Raw genomic sequence first — 17,500 nt, forward strand, 5'->3', positions numbered from 1 at the left:
GGTCGAGTATGCCGGGGTTCGGACCTCGCGCAGCATCGTCGGGCTGTACCGCCGCCGCGCCGCCGCGATCGAGCTGTCCGCGGAGAATGCCATGGAACGGCGGTGGCTCTGCCGGCGTTGTCATATGGTCACCGCGCGCGACGAGCATCGGCGCGTCACCCGAACCCGGTCCCTGATGCGCCTCGCGCTCGGCGACCTGTTCGAGGGAACCTACACCATCTGAAGGGCTGCTCGGCCCTTCCGGGGAAAGAAAGCCAAACATTCCATGCAGCACGGACAGTCGACGCGCCGCTGGGCCGACCCGCGGCGCAGCATGAGGGATTCCGCCGTGGATGCCCCCGCCTCGCGCCACGCGAGGCCGGTCGATCCGGTCGTGACGGCCCTGAACCTGCTGAACAGCCCCCGCACCCGGGCGGCGCTCCTGAAAGCCGTCGAGGAACGGGTGAAGACCGACGCGGACGAACGCCGCCGCTTCGCCGCCGCCGCCGGACGGGTTCAAGGCGCCACGGGCGAGCAGGCGCTGACCCAGGCGGTCGGCAATTACCTGCGCGACCTGTCGCGCCTCCCGGAGGCCGGGCGAAGCGGCCCCTATCTGTGGCTGGCCGAGACGGTGGCCATCCTGTCCGGCGGCGGGCGCCCCGGACAGCCGGCCACCCTCCTCCGCGACCCGCGGGCCGAAGCGGAGGCGCTGTTCCGCCCGCGCGGAGCGGCCTCGGCGTAAGCGCGGCGCTTGAAGACGGGACAGGCCCGGCGCCGGGGATCGTCCGGCGCCGGGCCTGTCCTTCGCGACCCGATCCCGTGATCAGGCGATCGTGCCGTCGAACAGAGCCGGCTCGATGGCGTTCATCTTCGCCGTGTTCACCGCCCAGTCGTCGGTCATGATGCCGCCGGTGTCGCCCGAACCGGGGCTCCAGGCCCAGTAGGTGAAGCTGACGCCCTGGTCGCCCGCCGCAAGGTCGGACTTGCCGTCGCCGTTGTAGTCGCCGTCCATGTACTTGACCATGGCGTCGAGCCACTGCTTGTCCTGGCCGGTCTCGAGCTTGGTGCCGAACTCGCCGACCAGGACCGGCGCGATGCCCTTCTGGACGATCCAGCCCCAGGCGTCCGTCCAGATGTCCTTCATGTTGTTCGGGTAGGCGGGATCGTTGAACCAGCCGAAGCCGGCCATCGACGGCGGGTAGTCGTGGACGGAGTAGACCAGCTTGTTGTCGATGTTGAAGTCGACCGGGTCGGTCTTCACACCGTCCAGGTTGCCGCCCCACCAGTAGGTGCCCTCGGACGAGTTCTCGACGCCCTCGACGATCAGCAGCCAGTTCGGGTTGACCGACTGCACGGCGTTGCCGATGCGCTCCGCCGCCGCCTTCCAATCGGTGGCCTGGTTGCCGTCGCCCCAGGTGGCCTGGCCGTGCGGCTCGTTGTGCAGATCGGCGGCGACGACCGACGGGTTGTCGGCGTAGCGCTGGGCCAGCATCTTCCAATTCTCGATCATTTTCGATTCCGGATACTGGCTGGTGTACCAGAGCCCGTTCTCGTTGGCCGAGGCACCGTCGCCGGAGCGGTGGTGGTCGAGGATGATCTTCATGCCGGTCTGATCGGCGTATTCGATGATCTTGTCGAACACCTCGAGGCTGGTCTTGCCCTGAAGCTCCGGGTTCTTCGAATAGTCGATGCCGGTGGGCATGCGGCCGTTGTCCAGCATGGCGTCCGACCAGGGCAGGCGGATGGTGTTGAAGCCCTGGTCCTGCATCTGGTTCATGATGTTCTTGTAGCTGTCCTGCCACAGCCCCTGCGGGGCGAAGGCGTAGCCCTCCGCGCCGAACCAGTTCACGCCGGTCAGCTTCACGTTGTTGCCGGCGCTGTCCACGATCTGGCTGCCGTCGGTGTGCAGGTAGCCGCCGCTGGACCCGGCGCCGCTGTCGGTGGAGGGGGTGGTCACCGGGGCGGTCGGCGTGGCCGGCGGCGTGCTCGGAGCCGTGTTCGGGGTCGTGGAGGGCGCGGAGGCGGACTCGGCGGTGAACAGACCCTTGTCGGCCTCGACCACCAGCGTGCCGTTCCACCACAGGTCGGCCTGCCCCTTGATGACGTCCTTGCCGTCGAGCGCGCCCTTGTCGTAGCTGACCGCGGAGTCGGCCGGGGCGTATTCGTGGCCGTTGATGGTCACGCTGCCGACATGCAGGTTGCGGTCCTGGCCGTTCACCGTGGCGTCGTTGTCGTACTGGACCTGGATCTTGTGCGCCTGATCGGCGGCCAGATCGGTCTTGAAGGAAAAGTCCTTCGACTCCGTGCCGGCCGTGCCCTCGCCGATCTTCTTGCCGTCCGCCAACACCGTGAAGTGCGCGTTCTGGCCCGCCGCGGCGGTGCCGCGGGCGTTGATGGTGATGGTCGAGGAGCCGGGGGCGGCGGAGGCGTCGCTGCCGCCCGTGGCGGCGCTGTCGGCCTCCGGTGCGGCGGCGGCGCTGCCGGAGGTGGCCGTGTCGGGCGTGGCCCCGTAGAGCGACGACGGGGTGGAGAAGGTCAGCGCCCCGTTCCACCACAGCCCTTCCTGGCCGGCCATGGTCCCGCCGGCATCGTCGTGGCGCTCGTAGCTCGCGTCGGTCGGGCTCAGCGTGTGGCCGTTGATGACGATGGACTTGATGCCCAGGTCGCGGTTCGACCCGGCGTTCACGTCATCGTTGTCGTAGACAACCTGGACTTTGTGTGCCTGACCAGAGGAAACGTCAACGTCGAATGTATAGGCTTTCGGCTCGGCCGAGCCCACCGAGGCCTGACCAACATCCTTACCGTCGATCATCAGACGAAAGTGAGGATTCACAGCGTCCGAAGAGGTGCCATAGGCGTTCACGACGATTTTGGACTTGGTCAAACCAGTGGAGGTCGTCGCCATTTGTCTATTCCATTGCGGTTTCGATGGGCAAACGGTGGCCGCAGATGGTTAACGAGATGCTAACAATTCCTTTAAAATAAATTAACCATTTGTGGCAAATAGGAGCGGTCGGTGACAGGCTTTGCCTGATGCGGCGGCGCAACAGCAGGCCCGCCCTGGCTTTGCCGGGGTGCGCCGGCGGCGGCGGCGGCGCCTTCGCGCGGGACCGTTCGGCGGCCATGCCCCAGGCTGGTCACAGGCCGCGCCCGGCGTTTCACGGAAGGACTGTGCCCGTCGTCGTCGTGGGGACAGCGTTGTGCGAGCCGGCGCCGGTTCCGCCCTTCCGAAGTGTCAACCCGCGGGCGAAGCCGCGCGTGCTACACTGCGCGCCGTGACGGATGGTGGATGATGACGGGCATGAGGATCGCGGTGGCCCCCTGGTCGGCGGTTTTGACGGCTGTTTCGAAGGCTGTTTCGACGGCGGCTCCGGCCGTCGCCCTGGCAACCGCGCTCGCCGGCACGCCGGCGCAGGCGGCGTCGGCTCCCGCCGTGGGGCAGAGCGTCTCGCTGGTGACCACCAGCGGGTCGGCGACCTTCAAGCTGTGCCGCAACTGGGTGTTCACCCACACCTGCCGCGAGTATGGCAACGTCGCGGTGCCCGCGCGCATCGCGGCGGGCGATTCGTTTGAAATCACCTTCGGCAGCAACCCGAAGACGATGTGGTTCCGGGTCAAGGCCGTCCTGCTTCAGGACGGGCGCTGCCTGCTGATTCCCAAGCACGAGGACATGCCGGCCAAGGGCGAGGACGAGCCGGTGGACATGCTCATCGTGGACCCCTGCCGCGTCCTGCGGTGAAGGCGCGCCCGGTCGCGGGCCGCCTTCCGCGGGGCGGCCGCCTCAGCGCAACGGGATGTTCATCTGGACGCTGAGGCCCGGGGCGGGCGCGTAGTAGACCGGCGGGGGCGGTGCGTAGACCACGCGCGGCGCCGGGGCGTAATAGACGGGTGGCGGGCGGCGCATCACCACGACGGGCGGCGGCGGCTCGTAGATCACCACGGGGCCGTGGCCGCGGTGGTGATGCTTGTGCTTGTGCTTGCGCCAATGCTTGTGGTCGTCGGCCAGCGCCGGGGCGGCCAGCGCGACGGTCAGCATCAGGCTTCCCAGCGCCACGCCCCAGCCACGTTTGCCGAAACCACCTTTGCCTGAATGGCCCGCGCCTGTGTGGACGGACATTCCCTGCATCCTTTTTCTGCGATCGGTTGCCCCGATCCTAACAGCAGATCGTGCGCCCAAGCTCTGGCTCCAACCATCCGCGCTGGGACAAATTTCGGGCACCCCTTATTCCCCGAAGGAGGTGCCCCCCGGCGGAAATGGCGGGTCGAAAACCGAACGAACGTCAGAGATTGCGGCCATTCGATTTGGTGTTCGCAGGCGCCGAAACTGTGTCACACTGCCGCATGATGAATGGCATCGGGAGCGTCCGTATGGAAAGCCGCCGCAACCAGCCGCAACGTCACATCGTGCTCGCCTCGCACCCGACCGGCGGCGCCAAGCCGCGCTACACCCCGGTCCACTGGGGCACCCCCACCGCCGCGGAGCGCGGTCCGGTCGTCGCCTCCCTCTCCGATCCGGCGCAGCGCAACGCCATCGGCGCCCACGCCGGCAGCTACGCGGTCTACCGGGCGCTCGCCGTCGCGGCCGGACAGCTCAGCGCCTACCATGTGCCGGACCTGACCAACACCGCCCCGGCGGAACCCATCGGCCCGCACCCGCAATGGAGGGACCCGGAGGCGATCGTCTCCATTGATCCCTTCGGCCACATGGTCAGCGAGGCATTCGGCGATCATCTGGCGCGCGGCGTCGACGTGCGCCCGACCATCGCCGTGACCAAGGCGCGCATCAAGATGCCGGAGCTGGTGGACGCCATGCGCGCCGGGCGGCTGGCGGCGGACGGCCAGATCCTGCTGCCCAGCGGCGACGCCCGCGTGACCAAGGTCGCCATCGAGCCGGTGTGGTTCCTCCCCGGCATCGCCAAGCGCTTCGGCATCACCGAGAGCGCGCTGCGCCGCGGCCTGTTCGAGCACACCGGCAGCATGTTCCCGGAACTGGTGACCCGCCCCGACCTGAAGGTCTTTCTGCCGCCGATCAACGGGCTGACCGTCTACATCCTGGGCGACGTGGCGGCGCTGACCGACCCGGCGCGCAAGGTCGCCTGCCGGGTCCATGACGAGTGCAACGGGTCGGACGTCTTCGGCTCCGACATCTGCACCTGCCGCCCTTACCTGACCCATGGCGTCGAGGAGTGCATCCGCACCGCCCAGGAGAACGGCGCCGGCTTGGTCATCTACAACCGCAAGGAAGGGCGCGCGCTGGGCGAGGTGACCAAGTTCCTGGTCTACAACGCGCGCAAGCGGCAGCCCGGCGGCGACCGGGCCGAGGCCTATTTCGAGCGGACGGAATGCGTGGCCGGCGTCCAGGACATGCGCTTCCAGGAGCTGATGCCCGACGTCTTCCACTGGCTGGGCGTCACCCGCATCGACCGTATGGTGTCCATGAGCAACATGAAGTCCGACGCCATCCGCCGCGCCGGGATCGAGATCGTCGAGCAGATCCCGATCCCCGAGGAGTTGATCCCCGACGACGCCAAGGTGGAGATGGACGCCAAGAAGGCCGCCGGCTACTTCACCCCCGCCGTGCCGACCGCGGAGGAGCTGACCGTCGCCAAGGGCCGGGGGCTGACCGATTGAGCGCCGCCGGCGACGATGACGTGGGGTGGCTGCTCTCCGCCGATGCGGTGCGCCAGCGCGCCCACGCGATCCTGGCGAAGGCCGAGCGCGGCGACCTCGCCCATTTCGCGTTTCGCCCGGAGCAGATGGACGTGGCCGCCGCCCTGGTCGCCACGGTGACGCGGGAGTCCTACCCCGACCTCGACGTGCCCTACCACAGCCGCTGGCGGCACTTCGTGGTGGAAGGCGACGACCGCTGGGCGATGCTTGCCGCCGGATTGAACGCGGACGCCGACGAGATCGCGCGCATCCGCTTCGACCTCGCGGTGACCAGCGTTCTGCTCGACGCCGGGGCGGGCGACCGCTGGCGCTACCGCGACGCGGCGGGGGTGGAACTGGCCCGCTCCGAAGGGCTGGCCATCGCCAGCTTCGACCTGTTCCGTGCGGGCGGCTTCGCCGACGACCCGGCGGCGCCTCTGCGCGCCGACGCGGCGGCCCTGTCCGCCATGACCGAGGCGGCGCTCGCCCGCGGCTTCCAGGCGAGGCCGGACAACCCGCTGGTCGGGCTGGAGGGGCGCGCCGCCCTGCTGCGCCGTCTGGGAAGCGCGCTGACCGCCGCGCCCGACCTGTTCGGCACGCCGGGGCGGGTCGGCACCCTCTACGATGCGCTGAAAGCGCAGGCCGTGGACGGCACGCTTCCCACCACCGCCATCCTCGACGCGGTGCTGCGCGGGCTGGGGCCGATCTGGCCGGGCCGGATCGAGCGCGGCGGCGTGAATCTGGGCGACAGCTGGACCCATTCGGCGGTCGGCCTCGTCCCCTTCCATAAGCTGTCGCAATGGCTCAGCTATTCGCTGGTCGAGCCGCTGGAGGAGGCGGGCATCGCCGTCACCGGGCTGGACCGGCTGACCGGCCTTCCGGAATACCGCAACGGCGGGCTGCTGGTGGACAGCGGCGTTCTGGTGCCGAAGAATCCCCGCCTCCTTGCCGACGAGCTGGAGGTCGGGGACGAGGCGGTGGTGGAGTGGCGCGCCCTGACCGTCGCCCTGCTCGACCGCCTCGCCGACGCGGTGCGCGACCGGCTGGGCGTGCCCGCGGAGAGCTTCCCGCTCGCCAAGGTTCTCCAGGGCGGGACCTGGACCGCCGGGCGCCGGATCGCCCGCGAGCGCCGGCCGGGCGGCGGCCCGCCGATCCGCATCCGCAGTGATGGAACCGTCTTCTGATGTGACGCCAACCACCCGAAGGGTCGCCCATGCCCATCCCGACACTCACCGTCATCGACCATCCTCTGGTCCAGCACAAGCTGACCCTTCTGCGGCGGCGGGAGACTCCCACCGCCCGGTTCCACGAGGTGATGCGGGAGGTGTCGCAGCTCATGGGCTATGAGCTGACGCGCGACCTTCCCCTGGAGGACCGCCCGGTGGAAACGCCGCTGGCAACCTTCGACGCACCGCTGCTGACCGGCAAGAAGCTGTGCCTCGTCTCCATCCTGCGGGCCGGGCAAGGGCTGCTGGACGGCATGCGCACCCTGCTGCCGTCGGCCCGCATCGGGCACATCGGCCTCTACCGCGACCAGGAGACGCTGACCCCCGTCGAGTATTTCTTCAAGGTGCCGGAGGACATTGAGGAGCGGCTGGTCATCCTGGTCGACCCCATGCTCGCCACCGGCCACACGGCCACGGCGGCGGTGCACCGGCTGAAGGACGCGGGCGCGGCCGCGATCAAGCTGGCGGTCCTGGTGGCCGCGCCGGAGGGCCTGCGCACCTTCCACGACTCGCATCCCGACGTGCCGGTCTTCGCCGCCGCGGTGGACGAGCGGCTGGACGAGAACGGCTACATCCGCCCCGGCCTGGGCGATGCGGGCGACCGGCTTTACGGCACCCGCTGAGAATCATTGCCGCCCTTTTGGTCACATGCCACCCTGCCGACCCGTGAGAGCCGCAGCAGGGCTGACGCGCACGGAATGGCATTGCCGTTGCAACGCCTCTGCTGCACATCTGTGCCGAAACAGCAAAGCAGACGGAGGGGGTTTTTCCATGGGGAACGTGATTGGGGGGAACGTATTCGGCGTGGCGCGGCGCGCCGTCCTGTGCGGCGCTGCGGCGGTCGCCGTCGCGGCGATGGCTCTGCCCGCCTGGGCCCAGTCGAAGGTCAAGGTCGCCGGCATCTACACCGTGCCGATCGAGCAGCAGTGGGTCAGCCGCATCCACACCGCCCTGAAGGCCGCCGAGGCCCGCGGCGAGATCGAGTATGTCTGGGCCGAGTCGGTCGCCAACACCGATTATGAGCGCGTGATGCGCCAGTACGCCGAGGGCGGCCAGCAGCTCGTCTTCGGCGAGGTCTTCGGCGTCGAGCGCGCGGCGCGCGCCGTCGCGAAGGACTATCCCAAGACCGCCTTCGTCATGGGCTCCAGCTTCAAGCCGCAGGAGCCGAACTTCTCGGTCTTCGACAACTACATCCAGGAGCCGGCCTATCTGACCGGCATGATCGCGGGCGCGGTGTCCAAGTCGAACGTCATCGGCATGGTCGGCGGCTACCCGATCCCGGAGGTGAACCGCCTGATGAACGCCTTCATGGAGGGCGCCAAGGAGGTGAACCCGAACGTGAAGTTCATGGTCAGCTTCATCGGCTCCTGGTTCGACCCGCCGAAGGCCAAGGAAGCCGCCTTCGCGATGATCGACCGCGGCGCCGACGTGATGTACGCCGAGCGCTTCGGCGTGTCCGACGCCGCCAAGGAGCGCAAGGTCCTGGCCATCGGCAACGTCATCAACACCCAGCCGCAGTATCCGGACACCGTGGTCGCCAGCGCGCTCTGGCACATGGAGCCGTCGGTGGACCGCGCCATCGCCGCGGTGAAGGCCGGCAGCTACAAGGCCGAGGATTACGGCCCCTACAGCCAGATGGTCCACAAGGGCTCCAGCCTCGCCCCCCTCGGCACCTTCGAGGGCAAGGTTCCCGCCGACGTGATGGCCAAGGTGAAGGCCCGCGAGCAGGAGATCCTCGACGGCAAGTTCACCGTGAAGGTGAACGACAACGAGCCCAAATCGACGATGTGATCCACATTTCCTAAGAAGCATCGCCTTTCAGTCCCTCTCCCGCCCCGGGAGAGGGAGGGGCCCGCGCAAAGCGCGGGAGGGTGAGGGTACCGCCAAGAATCAGCGCTTTGATCCTCGGCTCCACCCTCACCCGCCCGCTTCGCGGGCACCCTCTCCCGGGACGGGAGAGGGAAAGTCACTTTGCCTTCCGGCACCCCGCGGACATCCATGACATCACCCCCCATCGTCCTCCGCCTCTCCGGCATCACGAAGCGGTTCGGGCCGCTCGTCGCCAACGATTCCATCTCGCTGACTCTCCACAAGGGCGAGGTGCTGGCCCTGCTGGGCGAGAACGGCGCCGGTAAGACGACCCTGATGAACATCCTGTTCGGCCATTACGTGGCCGACGAGGGCAGCATCGAGGCGTTTGGCCAGCCGCTCCCCCCCGGCTCCCCCCGCGCGGCGCTGGCCGCCGGAATCGGCATGGTCCACCAGCACTTCACCCTGGCCGACAACCTGTCGGTGCTCGACAACATCGCCGTGGGGACGGAGTCGCTGTGGCGCCCGCGCTCCGACCGCGCCGCCGCCAAGGCGAAGCTGCTCGACCTCGCCCGCCGCTTCGGGCTGGAGGTGCGTCCCGACGCGCTGGTCGGCGACCTGTCGGTGGGCGAGCGGCAGCGGGCCGAGATCCTGAAGGCGCTCTACCGCGACGCCCGCATCCTGATCCTGGACGAGCCGACCGCGGTGCTGACCCCGCAGGAATCGTCCAGCCTGTTCGACACGCTGCGCCGCCTGACCGCCGACGGTCTGGCCGTGGTCTTCATCAGCCACAAGATGAACGAGGTCTTCGCGGCCAGCGACACGGTCGCCGTTCTGCGCGGCGGACGCCTCGTCGCCACCCGCAGGACCGCCGCGACCGACCGCGAGGAGCTGGCCGAGCTGATGGTCGGCCGCGCCCTGAAGCCGCCCACCCCGACCCCGCTGGAGCCTGGCGAGCCGGTGTTGACGCTGTCCGGCGTCACCGTCGCCTCCGGCCACGGGCGCCCGCTGCTCGACGGCGTGGACCTGACCGTGCGCCGTCGTCAGATCGTCGGCATCGCCGGCGTGTCGGGCAACGGGCAGACCGCGCTGGCCGAGCTGATCAGCGGCCTGATCCACCCCGACTCCGGCAGCATGGCGCTGAAGGGAGAAGCCGCCGGGAACGCCAGCCCGGCGGAGATGGTCCGGCGCGGCGTCGCCCGCATTCCGGAGGACCGGCATGCCGCCGGCCTCGTCGGCGCCATGGCGGTGTGGGAAAACCTGATTGCCGAGCGCTACCACGACCCCGCCTTCCAGCGCTTCGGCCTGATCCGCCGGAGCGCCGCCCGCGCCTACGCCGAGGAGGTGATCGAGGCCTTCGACGTGCGCTGCCCCGGGCCGGACGCCCGCACGCAGCTGCTGTCCGGCGGCAACATGCAGAAGCTGATCCTGGGCCGCACGCTGGCCCACGGGCCGGACCTGATCCTGGCGAGCCAGCCCACCCGCGGCCTTGACGTCGGCGCGGTGTCCTACGTCCACGGACGGCTGCTGGAGGCCCGCGCCGCCGGGGCCGGGGTGCTGGTGATCTCCGAGGATCTGGACGAGATCCTGGCGCTGGCCGACGGCATCACCGTCGCCTATCACGGGCGCCTCACCCCCGTTCTGCCCCACGGCCGCGTGTCGGTCCGCCAGCTCGGCCTGCTGATGGCGGGGCATTGGGAGATTTTGCCTGAGATCGTCGGGGAGAGCGTCCAATGAACCGAGGCCTTTCAATGGATGCCCCCTCCCTAACCCTCCCCCGCTGCGCGGGGGAGGGTCGGGGTGGGGGCAAAGGCGCTGCTTGAGTGCCGTCGCGGGATCAGGAAACAAGGACAAAATCATGCGGCTTGAACCGCGAGAGCATACCCCGCTGGCCGCCCGCCTCCTGGCGCCCGTGGCGGCGGTTGTGGCGGCGCTGGCGCTCTGCGCGCTGCTGGTCGCCTGGACCGGCGCGCCGGTGCTGCGCGCCTACGGCCTGCTGCTGGAGGGGGCCGCCGGCTCCCGCTTCGCCCTGACCGAAACGCTGACCCGCGCCACCCCGCTGATCCTCACCGGCCTCGCCGCCGCCGTGGCCTTCCGCGCCAAGCTGTGGAACATCGGGGCGGAGGGGCAGCTCTACATGGGCGCGCTGGCCGCCGTGGTGCTGGGCGGCGGCGTGCTGGACCTGCCGGCCTGGCTGCTGCTGCCCACGGTGATGATCGCCGGGGCCGCCGCCGGGGGCGCCACGCTGCTCGGCCCCGCCGTGCTGAAGGTGCGCTTCGGCGTGGACGAGGTGGTGACCACGCTGCTGCTGAACTTCATCGTCCTGCTGCTCGTCTCCATGCTGCTGGAAGGCGCGCTGAAGGACCCCATGGGCATGGGCTGGCCGCAGTCCGCCCCGGTCGTGGAGGCGGCGGAGCTGCCCAAGCTGGTCGAGCGCACGCGGCTGCACACCGGCCTGCTGGTCGCGCTGGGCCTGTCGGCGCTGCTCTGGCTGATCGACACCCGGACCATCTGGGGCTACGAGAACCGGGCGGTCGGCGCCAACCCGCGCGCCGCCGCCTTCGCCGGCATGCCGGTGACCCGCGTCATGCTGCGCACCGCCCTGCTGTCCGGCGGGCTGGCCGGACTGGCCGGGGTGATCGAGGTCTGCGGGCTGAAGGGCTACCTGACGCTCGACCTGTCGCCGGGCTTCGGCTACAGCGGCATCGTTGTCGCCATGCTGGCGCAGCTTCACCCGGTGGGCGTGGTGGGCGCGGCGGTCTTCATCGCCGGCATCTTCGTGGGTGCGGACGCCATGAGCCGCGCCATGCCGGTGCCCAACTACATCGCCGACGTGCTCGTCGCCGCCAGCCTGCTGTGCATGCTGGTCGCCGGGCTGCTGACGCGCTACCGGCTGCGGCGGGGGTGAGCGCCATGGAGCTGTTCCAAACGATCCTCGACATCCTGGTCTCCGCCGCCTTCTGGACGGCGGTGCTGCGCATCGCCACCCCCTACATCCTGGGCACGCTGGGCGAGCTTCTGTGCGAGCGGGCCGGCGTGCTGAACCTCGGCATCGAGGGCATCATGACGATGGGCGCGTTGGCCGGCTGGATGGCCGTCTACCAGGGGGCCGACCTGTGGACCGGCGTGCTGGTGGCGGCGCTGTGCGGCGGCCTGATGGGTCTGCTGCACGCCACCCTGACGGTGCCGCTGGGCCTGTCGCAGCATGTGGCGGGCATCGGCGTGACGCTGCTCGGCACCAGCCTGTCCTACTTCGTCTACCGCCTCGTCCTGCCGCAGGCGAGCACCCCGCCGACCATCGAGCCGTTCCAGCCGCTGGACCTGCCCGGCGCACTGGCCCAAACTCCGATGACCTACCTGGCGCTGATCCTCGTCGCCGTGGTCGCCTACGTCCTCTACCGCACGCCGGTCGGGCTTGCGGTGCGCATGGTCGGCGAGAATCCGGCGGCGGCAGAGGCCCAGGGTCTCAGCGTCACCGCGGTGCGCATCGGCGCGGTGGTGGCGGGAAGCGCGCTGATGGCGCTGGCCGGGGCCTTCCTCACCCTGTCGGCCTTCAACGCCTTCTTCTTCAACATGGTCAACGGGCGCGGCTGGATCTGCATCGCGCTGGTCGTCTTCGCCTCGTGGCGGCCCGGCAAGGCGCTTCTGGGCGCGGTGCTGTTCGCCGCCTTCGACGCGCTGCAATTGCGGCTTCAGCAGGTGGCGGGGGGCGTCCTGCCCTACCAGCTGTTCCTGATGATGCCCTACCTGTTGAGCATCCTGGCGCTCGTGCTGGTGGCGCGCCGCGCCTCCTACCCGCGGGCGCTGATGATCCCGTACCGCAAAGGAGAACGCTGATGTTCGATCTGATCCTTCGCCGCGCCACGCTGCCCGACGGCCGCACCGGCATGGACATCGGCGTCCGCGAGGGCCGCATCGCCGCCGTGGAGAAGGACCTGCCCGGCCCCGCCGGGGAGGAGATCGACGCCACCGGCCGGCTGGTCACGCCGCCCTTCGTCGATTCGCACTTCCACATGGACTCCACGCTCAGCTACGGCCTGCCGCGGGTCAACCGCTCCGGCACGCTGCTGGAGGGCATCGCGCTGTGGGGCGAGCTGAAACCGCAGCTCGTCCAGGACGCCATCGTCGAGCGGGCGCTGGCCTATTGCGACTGGGCGGTGGCGCGCGGCCTGCTGGCGATCCGCAGCCATGTGGACATCTGCGACCGGCGCCTGCTGGCCGTGGAATCGCTGCTGGAGGTCAAGCGGCGGGTCGCCCCCTACCTCGACCTGCAACTCGTCGCCTTCCCCCAGGACGGCGTGCTGCGCGCCCCCGGCGCGGTGGACCTGCTGAAGCGCGCGCTCGACATGGGCGTGGACGTGGTCGGCGGCATCCCGCATTTCGAGCGGACAATGGCCGACGGTGCCGCCTCGGTGAAGCTCCTCTGCGAGATCGCGGCGGAGCGCGGGCTGCTGGTCGACATGCACTGTGACGAGTCGGACGACCCGCTGTCCCGCCACGTCGAGACGCTGGCCTACGAGACGCAGCGGCTGGGGATGCAGGGCCGGGTGACCGGCTCGCACCTCACCTCCATGCATTCCATGGACAACTACTACGTCTCCAAGCTGATCCCGCTGATGGTCGAGGCGAAGCTCGGCGTCATCGCCAACCCGCTCATCAACATCACGCTCCAGGGCCGTCACGACACCTACCCCAAGCGTCGAGGCATGACCCGAGTGCCGGAACTGATGGGCGCCGGGCTGACGGTCGCGCTGGGCCACGACTGCGTGATGGACCCCTGGTACCCGCTCGGCTCCGGCGACATGCTGGAGGTCGCGCATATGGGCCTGCATGTCGGGCAGATGACCGGCTATGACGGGATGCTCGCCTGCTTCCACGCGGTGACCGAAGCCCCGGCCAAGCTGCTGCACCTCGACGGCTACGGGCTGGAGGTGGGTTGCCACGCCGATCTGGTGGTGCTCCAGGCCGCCGACCCGGTGGAAGCGATCCGCACCCGCGCCACCCGCCTGTTCGTCCTGCGCCGCGGCGCGGTCGTCAGCCGCTGCGCCCCGGTGGAGGCGCAGCTCTCCCTGCCGGGCCGCCCGGAATCGGTGTCCTTCACCCTGCCCACGGCGCAGGCTCGGTGACATTGTGCGACTCCCCTCCCCCGCCCGCGGCGGGGGAGGGTTAAAGCGGATTTCGGTTCAGTTTAGATTCGGGTAGCCGCATAGCTTAAACCACGCTTTGGCGTCGGTAGCGGTGATCGCATTGAGGGCTGGGCCGAGTTCCTCGTTGAGGGCCTCGACGGTGCGGGCTTCCTTGGCGCGCAGGATTCCTTTGAGCTTGGCCCAGCCGGGCTCGATGGGCGAGAGGTCGGGCGAGTAGCGCGGGAGGAAGCGGACACGGATCCCCGCCGTCTCAAAGGCGGCGAGGATATCGGCCCGCTTGTGAGCGGAAAGGTTGTCCATCACGACCACGGCGCCGGGTTTGTCGCGCCGAAGCACGGGCAAGAGCACCTGCTCGACAAAGGCGAGAAACACGGCCGAGGAGGTGGACGCCTCGATGCTCATGGCGGCCAGCATGCCTTCGGCGCTCAACGCCCCGAGCACCGTGACGCGGTGCCACGACCCACAGGGCACGGATCCGAGCGCCCGCTGGCCGCGCGGCGCCCGGGCCTGGGTGGGCGTCATCTGGGTGTTGATGCCGGTTTCATCGAGGAAAACCAAACGCGCCGGTTCATGGACCACCGCATCGTCCCGGTAGGCCGCGCGTTCCGCGGCGATATCCGCGCGCTCTTGCTCGCTGGCCCTCAGCGTCTTTTTTTGCGCGCCAACCCCAGCCGCTTCAAGGTGCGGCACACCACCGCCGGGCTCAGCGCGATGCCGGTGCGTGCGGCCAACCGGTCGCGGTACTGTGCCAGTGTCGCGTCATTATCCTCCCGCACCAAGGCCCGCAGCACGCTCACGCCCTCCGCGTCCAGTTTGGCTGGTACGCCGCCGGCATGCGGCTTGGCGACCCGCCGCCCCTCAAGGCGTGCGGCCCGCACCCAGTTGTACGCGCAGGCTCGGCTGATCTGGAAGCGCCGCGCCAGCAACTCGGGGCCGCCCTCGTGGCGCTCATAAGCCAGCAGAACCCGTTCGCGCAGATCGGAGGAATATGGCTGGCCCATGGCGCGCGGTCCTTCAGCTGTGTCTTCCTCCAACCGCTCAGGCCAGCCAAAATTCCGTCTATACTCAGCGACAATCCGCTTTAGGGAGGGGGCCCATAGCGAGTCCCCCGGGCACCACACAGAATCCGGACGCAACGCAGAACCGGCGCTTCCCGTTGGGAAAGCGCCGGTCCTGTCGTTCATGAAGCCGATTGTCAAGCGTGTTTGAGCCCTTCTGCGTCCACGTCCGGTGTGGTGTGGCGTGTGCCGTGGTGACCTGGCGGCGACCTACTCTCCCACGTCTTAAGACGCAGTACCATCGGCGCTGAGGCGTTTCACGGCCGAGTTCGGAATGGGATCGGGTGTTGGGAGCCTCGCCATGACCACCAGGTCACCAAGGCACACGCGAACCATCCGGACGGGACGGCAGAGGGGTATCGTTGATCGAGGACATGTTTGCGTTCTTGCGGTGTTGGCTCGTTGCGTCCAGGGCTTGCCGCTGCGCGCGGGCCGCCACTGGGAAGGATCAAGCCGATCGAGCGATTAGTAAGGCTCAGCTTCAGGCGTTGCCGCCCGTCCACATGCCTCCTATCGACGTGATGGTCTGTCACGGCTCTCAAGGGAGTTCTGGTTTAGAGGTGGGTTTCCCGCTTAGATGCTTTCAGCGGTTATCCCGTCCATACTTAGCTACCCGGCCATGCCACTGGCGTGACAACCGGTGCACCAGAGGTATGTCCATCCCGGTCCTCTCGTACTAGGGACAGATCCTCGCAAAACTCCGACACCCACGGCAGATAGGGACCGAACTGTCTCACGACGTTCTAAACCCAGCTCACGTACCACTTTAATCGGCGAACAGCCGAACCCTTGGGACCTGCTCCAGCCCCAGGATGTGATGAGCCGACATCGAGGTGCCAAACGACTCCGTCGATATGGACTCTTGGGAGTCATCAGCCTGTTATCCCCGGCGTACCTTTTATCCGTTGAGCGATGGCCCGTCCACATGGAACCACCGGATCACTATGGCCGACTTTCGTCTCTGCTCGACTTGTCTGTCTTGCAGTCAGGCGGGCTTATGCCATTGCACTCGACGAGCGATTTCCGACCGCTCTGAGCCCACCATCGCGCGCCTCCGTTACGCTTTGGGAGGCGACCGCCCCAGTCAAACTACCCGCCATGCAGGGTCCCGGCTCCGGATGAACGGAGCGCGGTTAGATGCCAGAGACCTCAAGGGTGGTATTTCAAGGATGGCTCCACCCGAGCTGGCGCCCGGGCTTCCTAGCCTCCCACCTATCCTACACATGAGATCCCTAGCACCACTGCAAAGCTGTAGTAAAGGTGCACGGGGTCTTTCCGTCTGACCGCGGGTACTCCGCATCTTCACGGAGAGTTCAATTTCGCTGAGTTGGTGTTGGAGACAGCGGGGAAGTCGTTACGCCATTCGTGCAGGTCGGAACTTACCCGACAAGGAATTTCGCTACCTTAGGACCGTTATAGTTACGGCCGCCGTTTACCGGGGCTTCAGTTCGGAGCGTGAACCCCTCCTCTTAACCTTCCGGCACCGGGCAGGCGTCAGACCCTATACGTCGCCTTGTACGGCTTCGCAGAGCCCTGTGTTTTTAGTAAACAGTCGCCACCCCCTGGTCTGTGCCCCCGCCATGGCTTGCGCCACAACGGGGCCCTCTTCTTCCGAAGTTACGAGGGCAATTTGCCGAGTTCCTTCAACACCATTCTCTCAAGCGCCTGGGTATGCTCTACCAGTCCACCTGTGTCGGTTTGGGGTACGGTCTGATGCGGGGGCTGTTTCCTGGAACGGGTCCCCAGCCGGGCCAATCCGATAAGGCCCGACACGCTTTCCCATTCGTCACACACCCGCTGGCCCACGACTATTAACGTGGTTCCCATCGACTACGCCTTTCGGCCTCGCCTTAGGGGCCGGCTCACCCTGCGTGGATTAACCTTGCGCAGGAACCCTTGGACTTTCGGCGACAGTGTTTCTCACACTGTTTGTCGCTACTCATGTCAGCATTCTCACTTCCGATACCTCCAGGCGGCCTCACGGACACCCTTCGCAGGCTTACGGAACGCTCCGCTACCACGTGTCAAAGACACATCCGCAGCTTCGGTACACGGCTTGAGCCCCGATACATTTTCGGCGCAGGCCGGCTTAACTAGACCAGTGAGCTATTACGCTTTCTTTAAAGGATGGCTGCTTCTAAGCCAACCTCCTGGTTGTCATGGCCTTCCCACATCCTTTCCCACTTAGCCGTGATTTGGGGACCTTAGCTGGCGGTCTGGGCTGTTTCCCTCTCGACGATGGACCTTAGCACCCACCGTCTGTCTGCCGGGCTGTGCTCCACGGTATTCGGAGTTTGGTTAGGTTTGGTAAGCCGCGAGGCCCCCTAGCCCATCCAGTGCTCTACCCCCGTGGGCAATCGCCCGACGCGCTACCTAAATAGCTTTCGCGGAGAACCAGCTATTTCCCGGTTTGATTGGCCTTTCACCCCTAGCCACAGGTCATCTCCGACTTTTTCAACAGGCGTGAGTTCGGTCCTCCAGTGCGTGTTACCGCACCTTCAACCTGCCCATGGCTAGATCACCGGGTTTCGGGTCTACAGCAAGCAACTCACGCGCCCTGTTCAGACTCGCTTTCGCTGCGCCTCCGGCTATCGCCTTAAGCTCGCTGCTTACTGTAAGTCGCTGACCCATT

Annotated in this window: 15 protein-coding genes and 2 rRNA genes (2 of these 17 cut by a window edge); 11 read left to right on the top strand and 6 right to left on the bottom strand. The window is 67.9% G+C overall.

All coding sequences use genetic code 11. The annotated features are described in order from the left end of the window. Both ABVN73_RS26565 and ABVN73_RS26570 read left to right on the top strand, forming a co-directional pair. On the top strand, nt 1–223 hold the 3' portion of the coding sequence (locus tag ABVN73_RS26565; protein WP_353861576.1) for a hypothetical protein. The gene continues 191 nt to the left of window position 1, outside the view; the window shows 223 of its 414 coding nt (coding positions 192–414); its start codon lies beyond the left edge, outside the window; its stop codon occupies nt 221–223. A gap of 42 nt (nt 224–265) precedes the next feature. Next, a complete protein-coding gene (locus ABVN73_RS26570) occupies nt 266–721 on the top strand; it encodes a hypothetical protein (RefSeq protein WP_353861577.1) in 456 nt (151 codons plus the stop codon). Between the two features lie 81 nt (nt 722–802). Here ABVN73_RS26570 and ABVN73_RS26575 read toward each other — a convergent pair whose 3' ends face one another. Continuing rightward, a complete protein-coding gene (locus tag ABVN73_RS26575; RefSeq protein WP_353861578.1) occupies nt 803–2,884 on the bottom strand; it encodes a carbohydrate-binding domain-containing protein in 2,082 nt (693 codons plus the stop codon). A gap of 396 nt (nt 2,885–3,280) precedes the next feature. On the opposite strand from ABVN73_RS26575, the gene ABVN73_RS26580 reads away from it, so the two are divergent. Next, nucleotides 3,281–3,718, top strand: coding sequence for a hypothetical protein (locus ABVN73_RS26580; RefSeq protein WP_353861579.1), 438 nt, complete (start codon nt 3,281–3,283; stop codon nt 3,716–3,718). Between the two features lie 42 nt (nt 3,719–3,760). Here ABVN73_RS26580 and ABVN73_RS26585 read toward each other — a convergent pair whose 3' ends face one another. Further along, nucleotides 3,761–4,033, bottom strand: coding sequence for a hypothetical protein (locus ABVN73_RS26585; RefSeq protein WP_353861580.1), 273 nt, complete (start codon nt 4,031–4,033; stop codon nt 3,761–3,763). A 314-nt stretch (nt 4,034–4,347) separates the two neighbouring features. Between ABVN73_RS26585 and ABVN73_RS26590 the strand changes: the two genes are divergently transcribed. From ABVN73_RS26590 to ABVN73_RS26625, 8 genes are all read left to right on the top strand, one after another. Further along, the gene (locus ABVN73_RS26590; protein ID WP_353861581.1) at nt 4,348–5,610 is read left to right on the top strand and encodes a GTP cyclohydrolase II; all 1,263 of its coding nucleotides are present in this window, start codon (nt 4,348–4,350) and stop codon (nt 5,608–5,610) included. Continuing rightward, nucleotides 5,607–6,812 carry a URC4/urg3 family protein gene (locus ABVN73_RS26595; protein WP_353861582.1) on the top strand — a complete coding sequence of 402 codons (1,206 nt, stop codon included), beginning with the start codon at nt 5,607–5,609 and terminating at the stop codon, nt 6,810–6,812. The genes ABVN73_RS26590 and ABVN73_RS26595 overlap by 4 nt, the downstream gene beginning before the upstream one ends. Before the next feature lie 29 nt (nt 6,813–6,841). Further along, nucleotides 6,842–7,477 (top strand): uracil phosphoribosyltransferase, encoded by a 636-nt coding sequence (gene upp, locus ABVN73_RS26600; RefSeq protein WP_353861583.1) that lies wholly within the window; start codon nt 6,842–6,844, stop codon nt 7,475–7,477. Nucleotides 7,478–7,625: 148 nt separating this feature from the next. Continuing rightward, complete coding sequence (locus ABVN73_RS26605; protein WP_353861584.1) at nt 7,626–8,645, top strand: BMP family protein; 1,020 nt, start codon at nt 7,626–7,628, stop codon at nt 8,643–8,645. A 207-nt stretch (nt 8,646–8,852) separates the two neighbouring features. Next, nucleotides 8,853–10,400, top strand: coding sequence for an ABC transporter ATP-binding protein (locus ABVN73_RS26610; protein WP_353861585.1), 1,548 nt, complete (start codon nt 8,853–8,855; stop codon nt 10,398–10,400). A 121-nt stretch (nt 10,401–10,521) separates the two neighbouring features. Next, on the top strand, nt 10,522–11,571 hold the full coding sequence (locus ABVN73_RS26615) for an ABC transporter permease (protein WP_353861586.1): 1,050 nt from the start codon (nt 10,522–10,524) through the stop codon (nt 11,569–11,571). 5 nt (nt 11,572–11,576) lie between these two features. Further along, nucleotides 11,577–12,500: an ABC transporter permease gene (locus ABVN73_RS26620; protein ID WP_353861587.1), complete on the top strand. Its 924-nt coding sequence runs from the start codon at nt 11,577–11,579 to the stop codon at nt 12,498–12,500. Beyond that, nucleotides 12,500–13,789, top strand: coding sequence for an amidohydrolase family protein (locus ABVN73_RS26625; RefSeq protein WP_353861588.1), 1,290 nt, complete (start codon nt 12,500–12,502; stop codon nt 13,787–13,789). Before ABVN73_RS26620 ends, ABVN73_RS26625 begins: the two co-directional genes overlap by 1 nt. Nucleotides 13,790–13,846: 57 nt before the next feature. On the opposite strand, the gene ABVN73_RS26630 is transcribed toward ABVN73_RS26625, so the two are convergent. The 4 genes from ABVN73_RS26630 to ABVN73_RS26645 all read right to left on the bottom strand — a co-directional run. Continuing rightward, nucleotides 13,847–14,500 (bottom strand): IS630 family transposase, encoded by a 654-nt coding sequence (locus ABVN73_RS26630; RefSeq protein ID WP_353857768.1) that lies wholly within the window; start codon nt 14,498–14,500, stop codon nt 13,847–13,849. Next, nucleotides 14,452–14,811, bottom strand: coding sequence for an IS630 transposase-related protein (locus ABVN73_RS26635; protein WP_353857512.1), 360 nt, complete (start codon nt 14,809–14,811; stop codon nt 14,452–14,454). Before ABVN73_RS26635 ends, ABVN73_RS26630 begins: the two co-directional genes overlap by 49 nt. A gap of 254 nt (nt 14,812–15,065) precedes the next feature. Further along, nucleotides 15,066–15,181 (bottom strand): 5S ribosomal RNA (gene rrf, locus ABVN73_RS26640). 131 nt (nt 15,182–15,312) lie between these two features. Beyond that, nucleotides 15,313–17,500: ribosomal RNA gene (locus ABVN73_RS26645) — 23S ribosomal RNA — on the bottom strand; it runs 556 nt beyond the window's last position.

This window comes from Azospirillum formosense, from assembly GCF_040500525.1.
GTDB classification, from domain to species: Bacteria; Pseudomonadota; Alphaproteobacteria; order Azospirillales; family Azospirillaceae; genus Azospirillum; species Azospirillum formosense_A.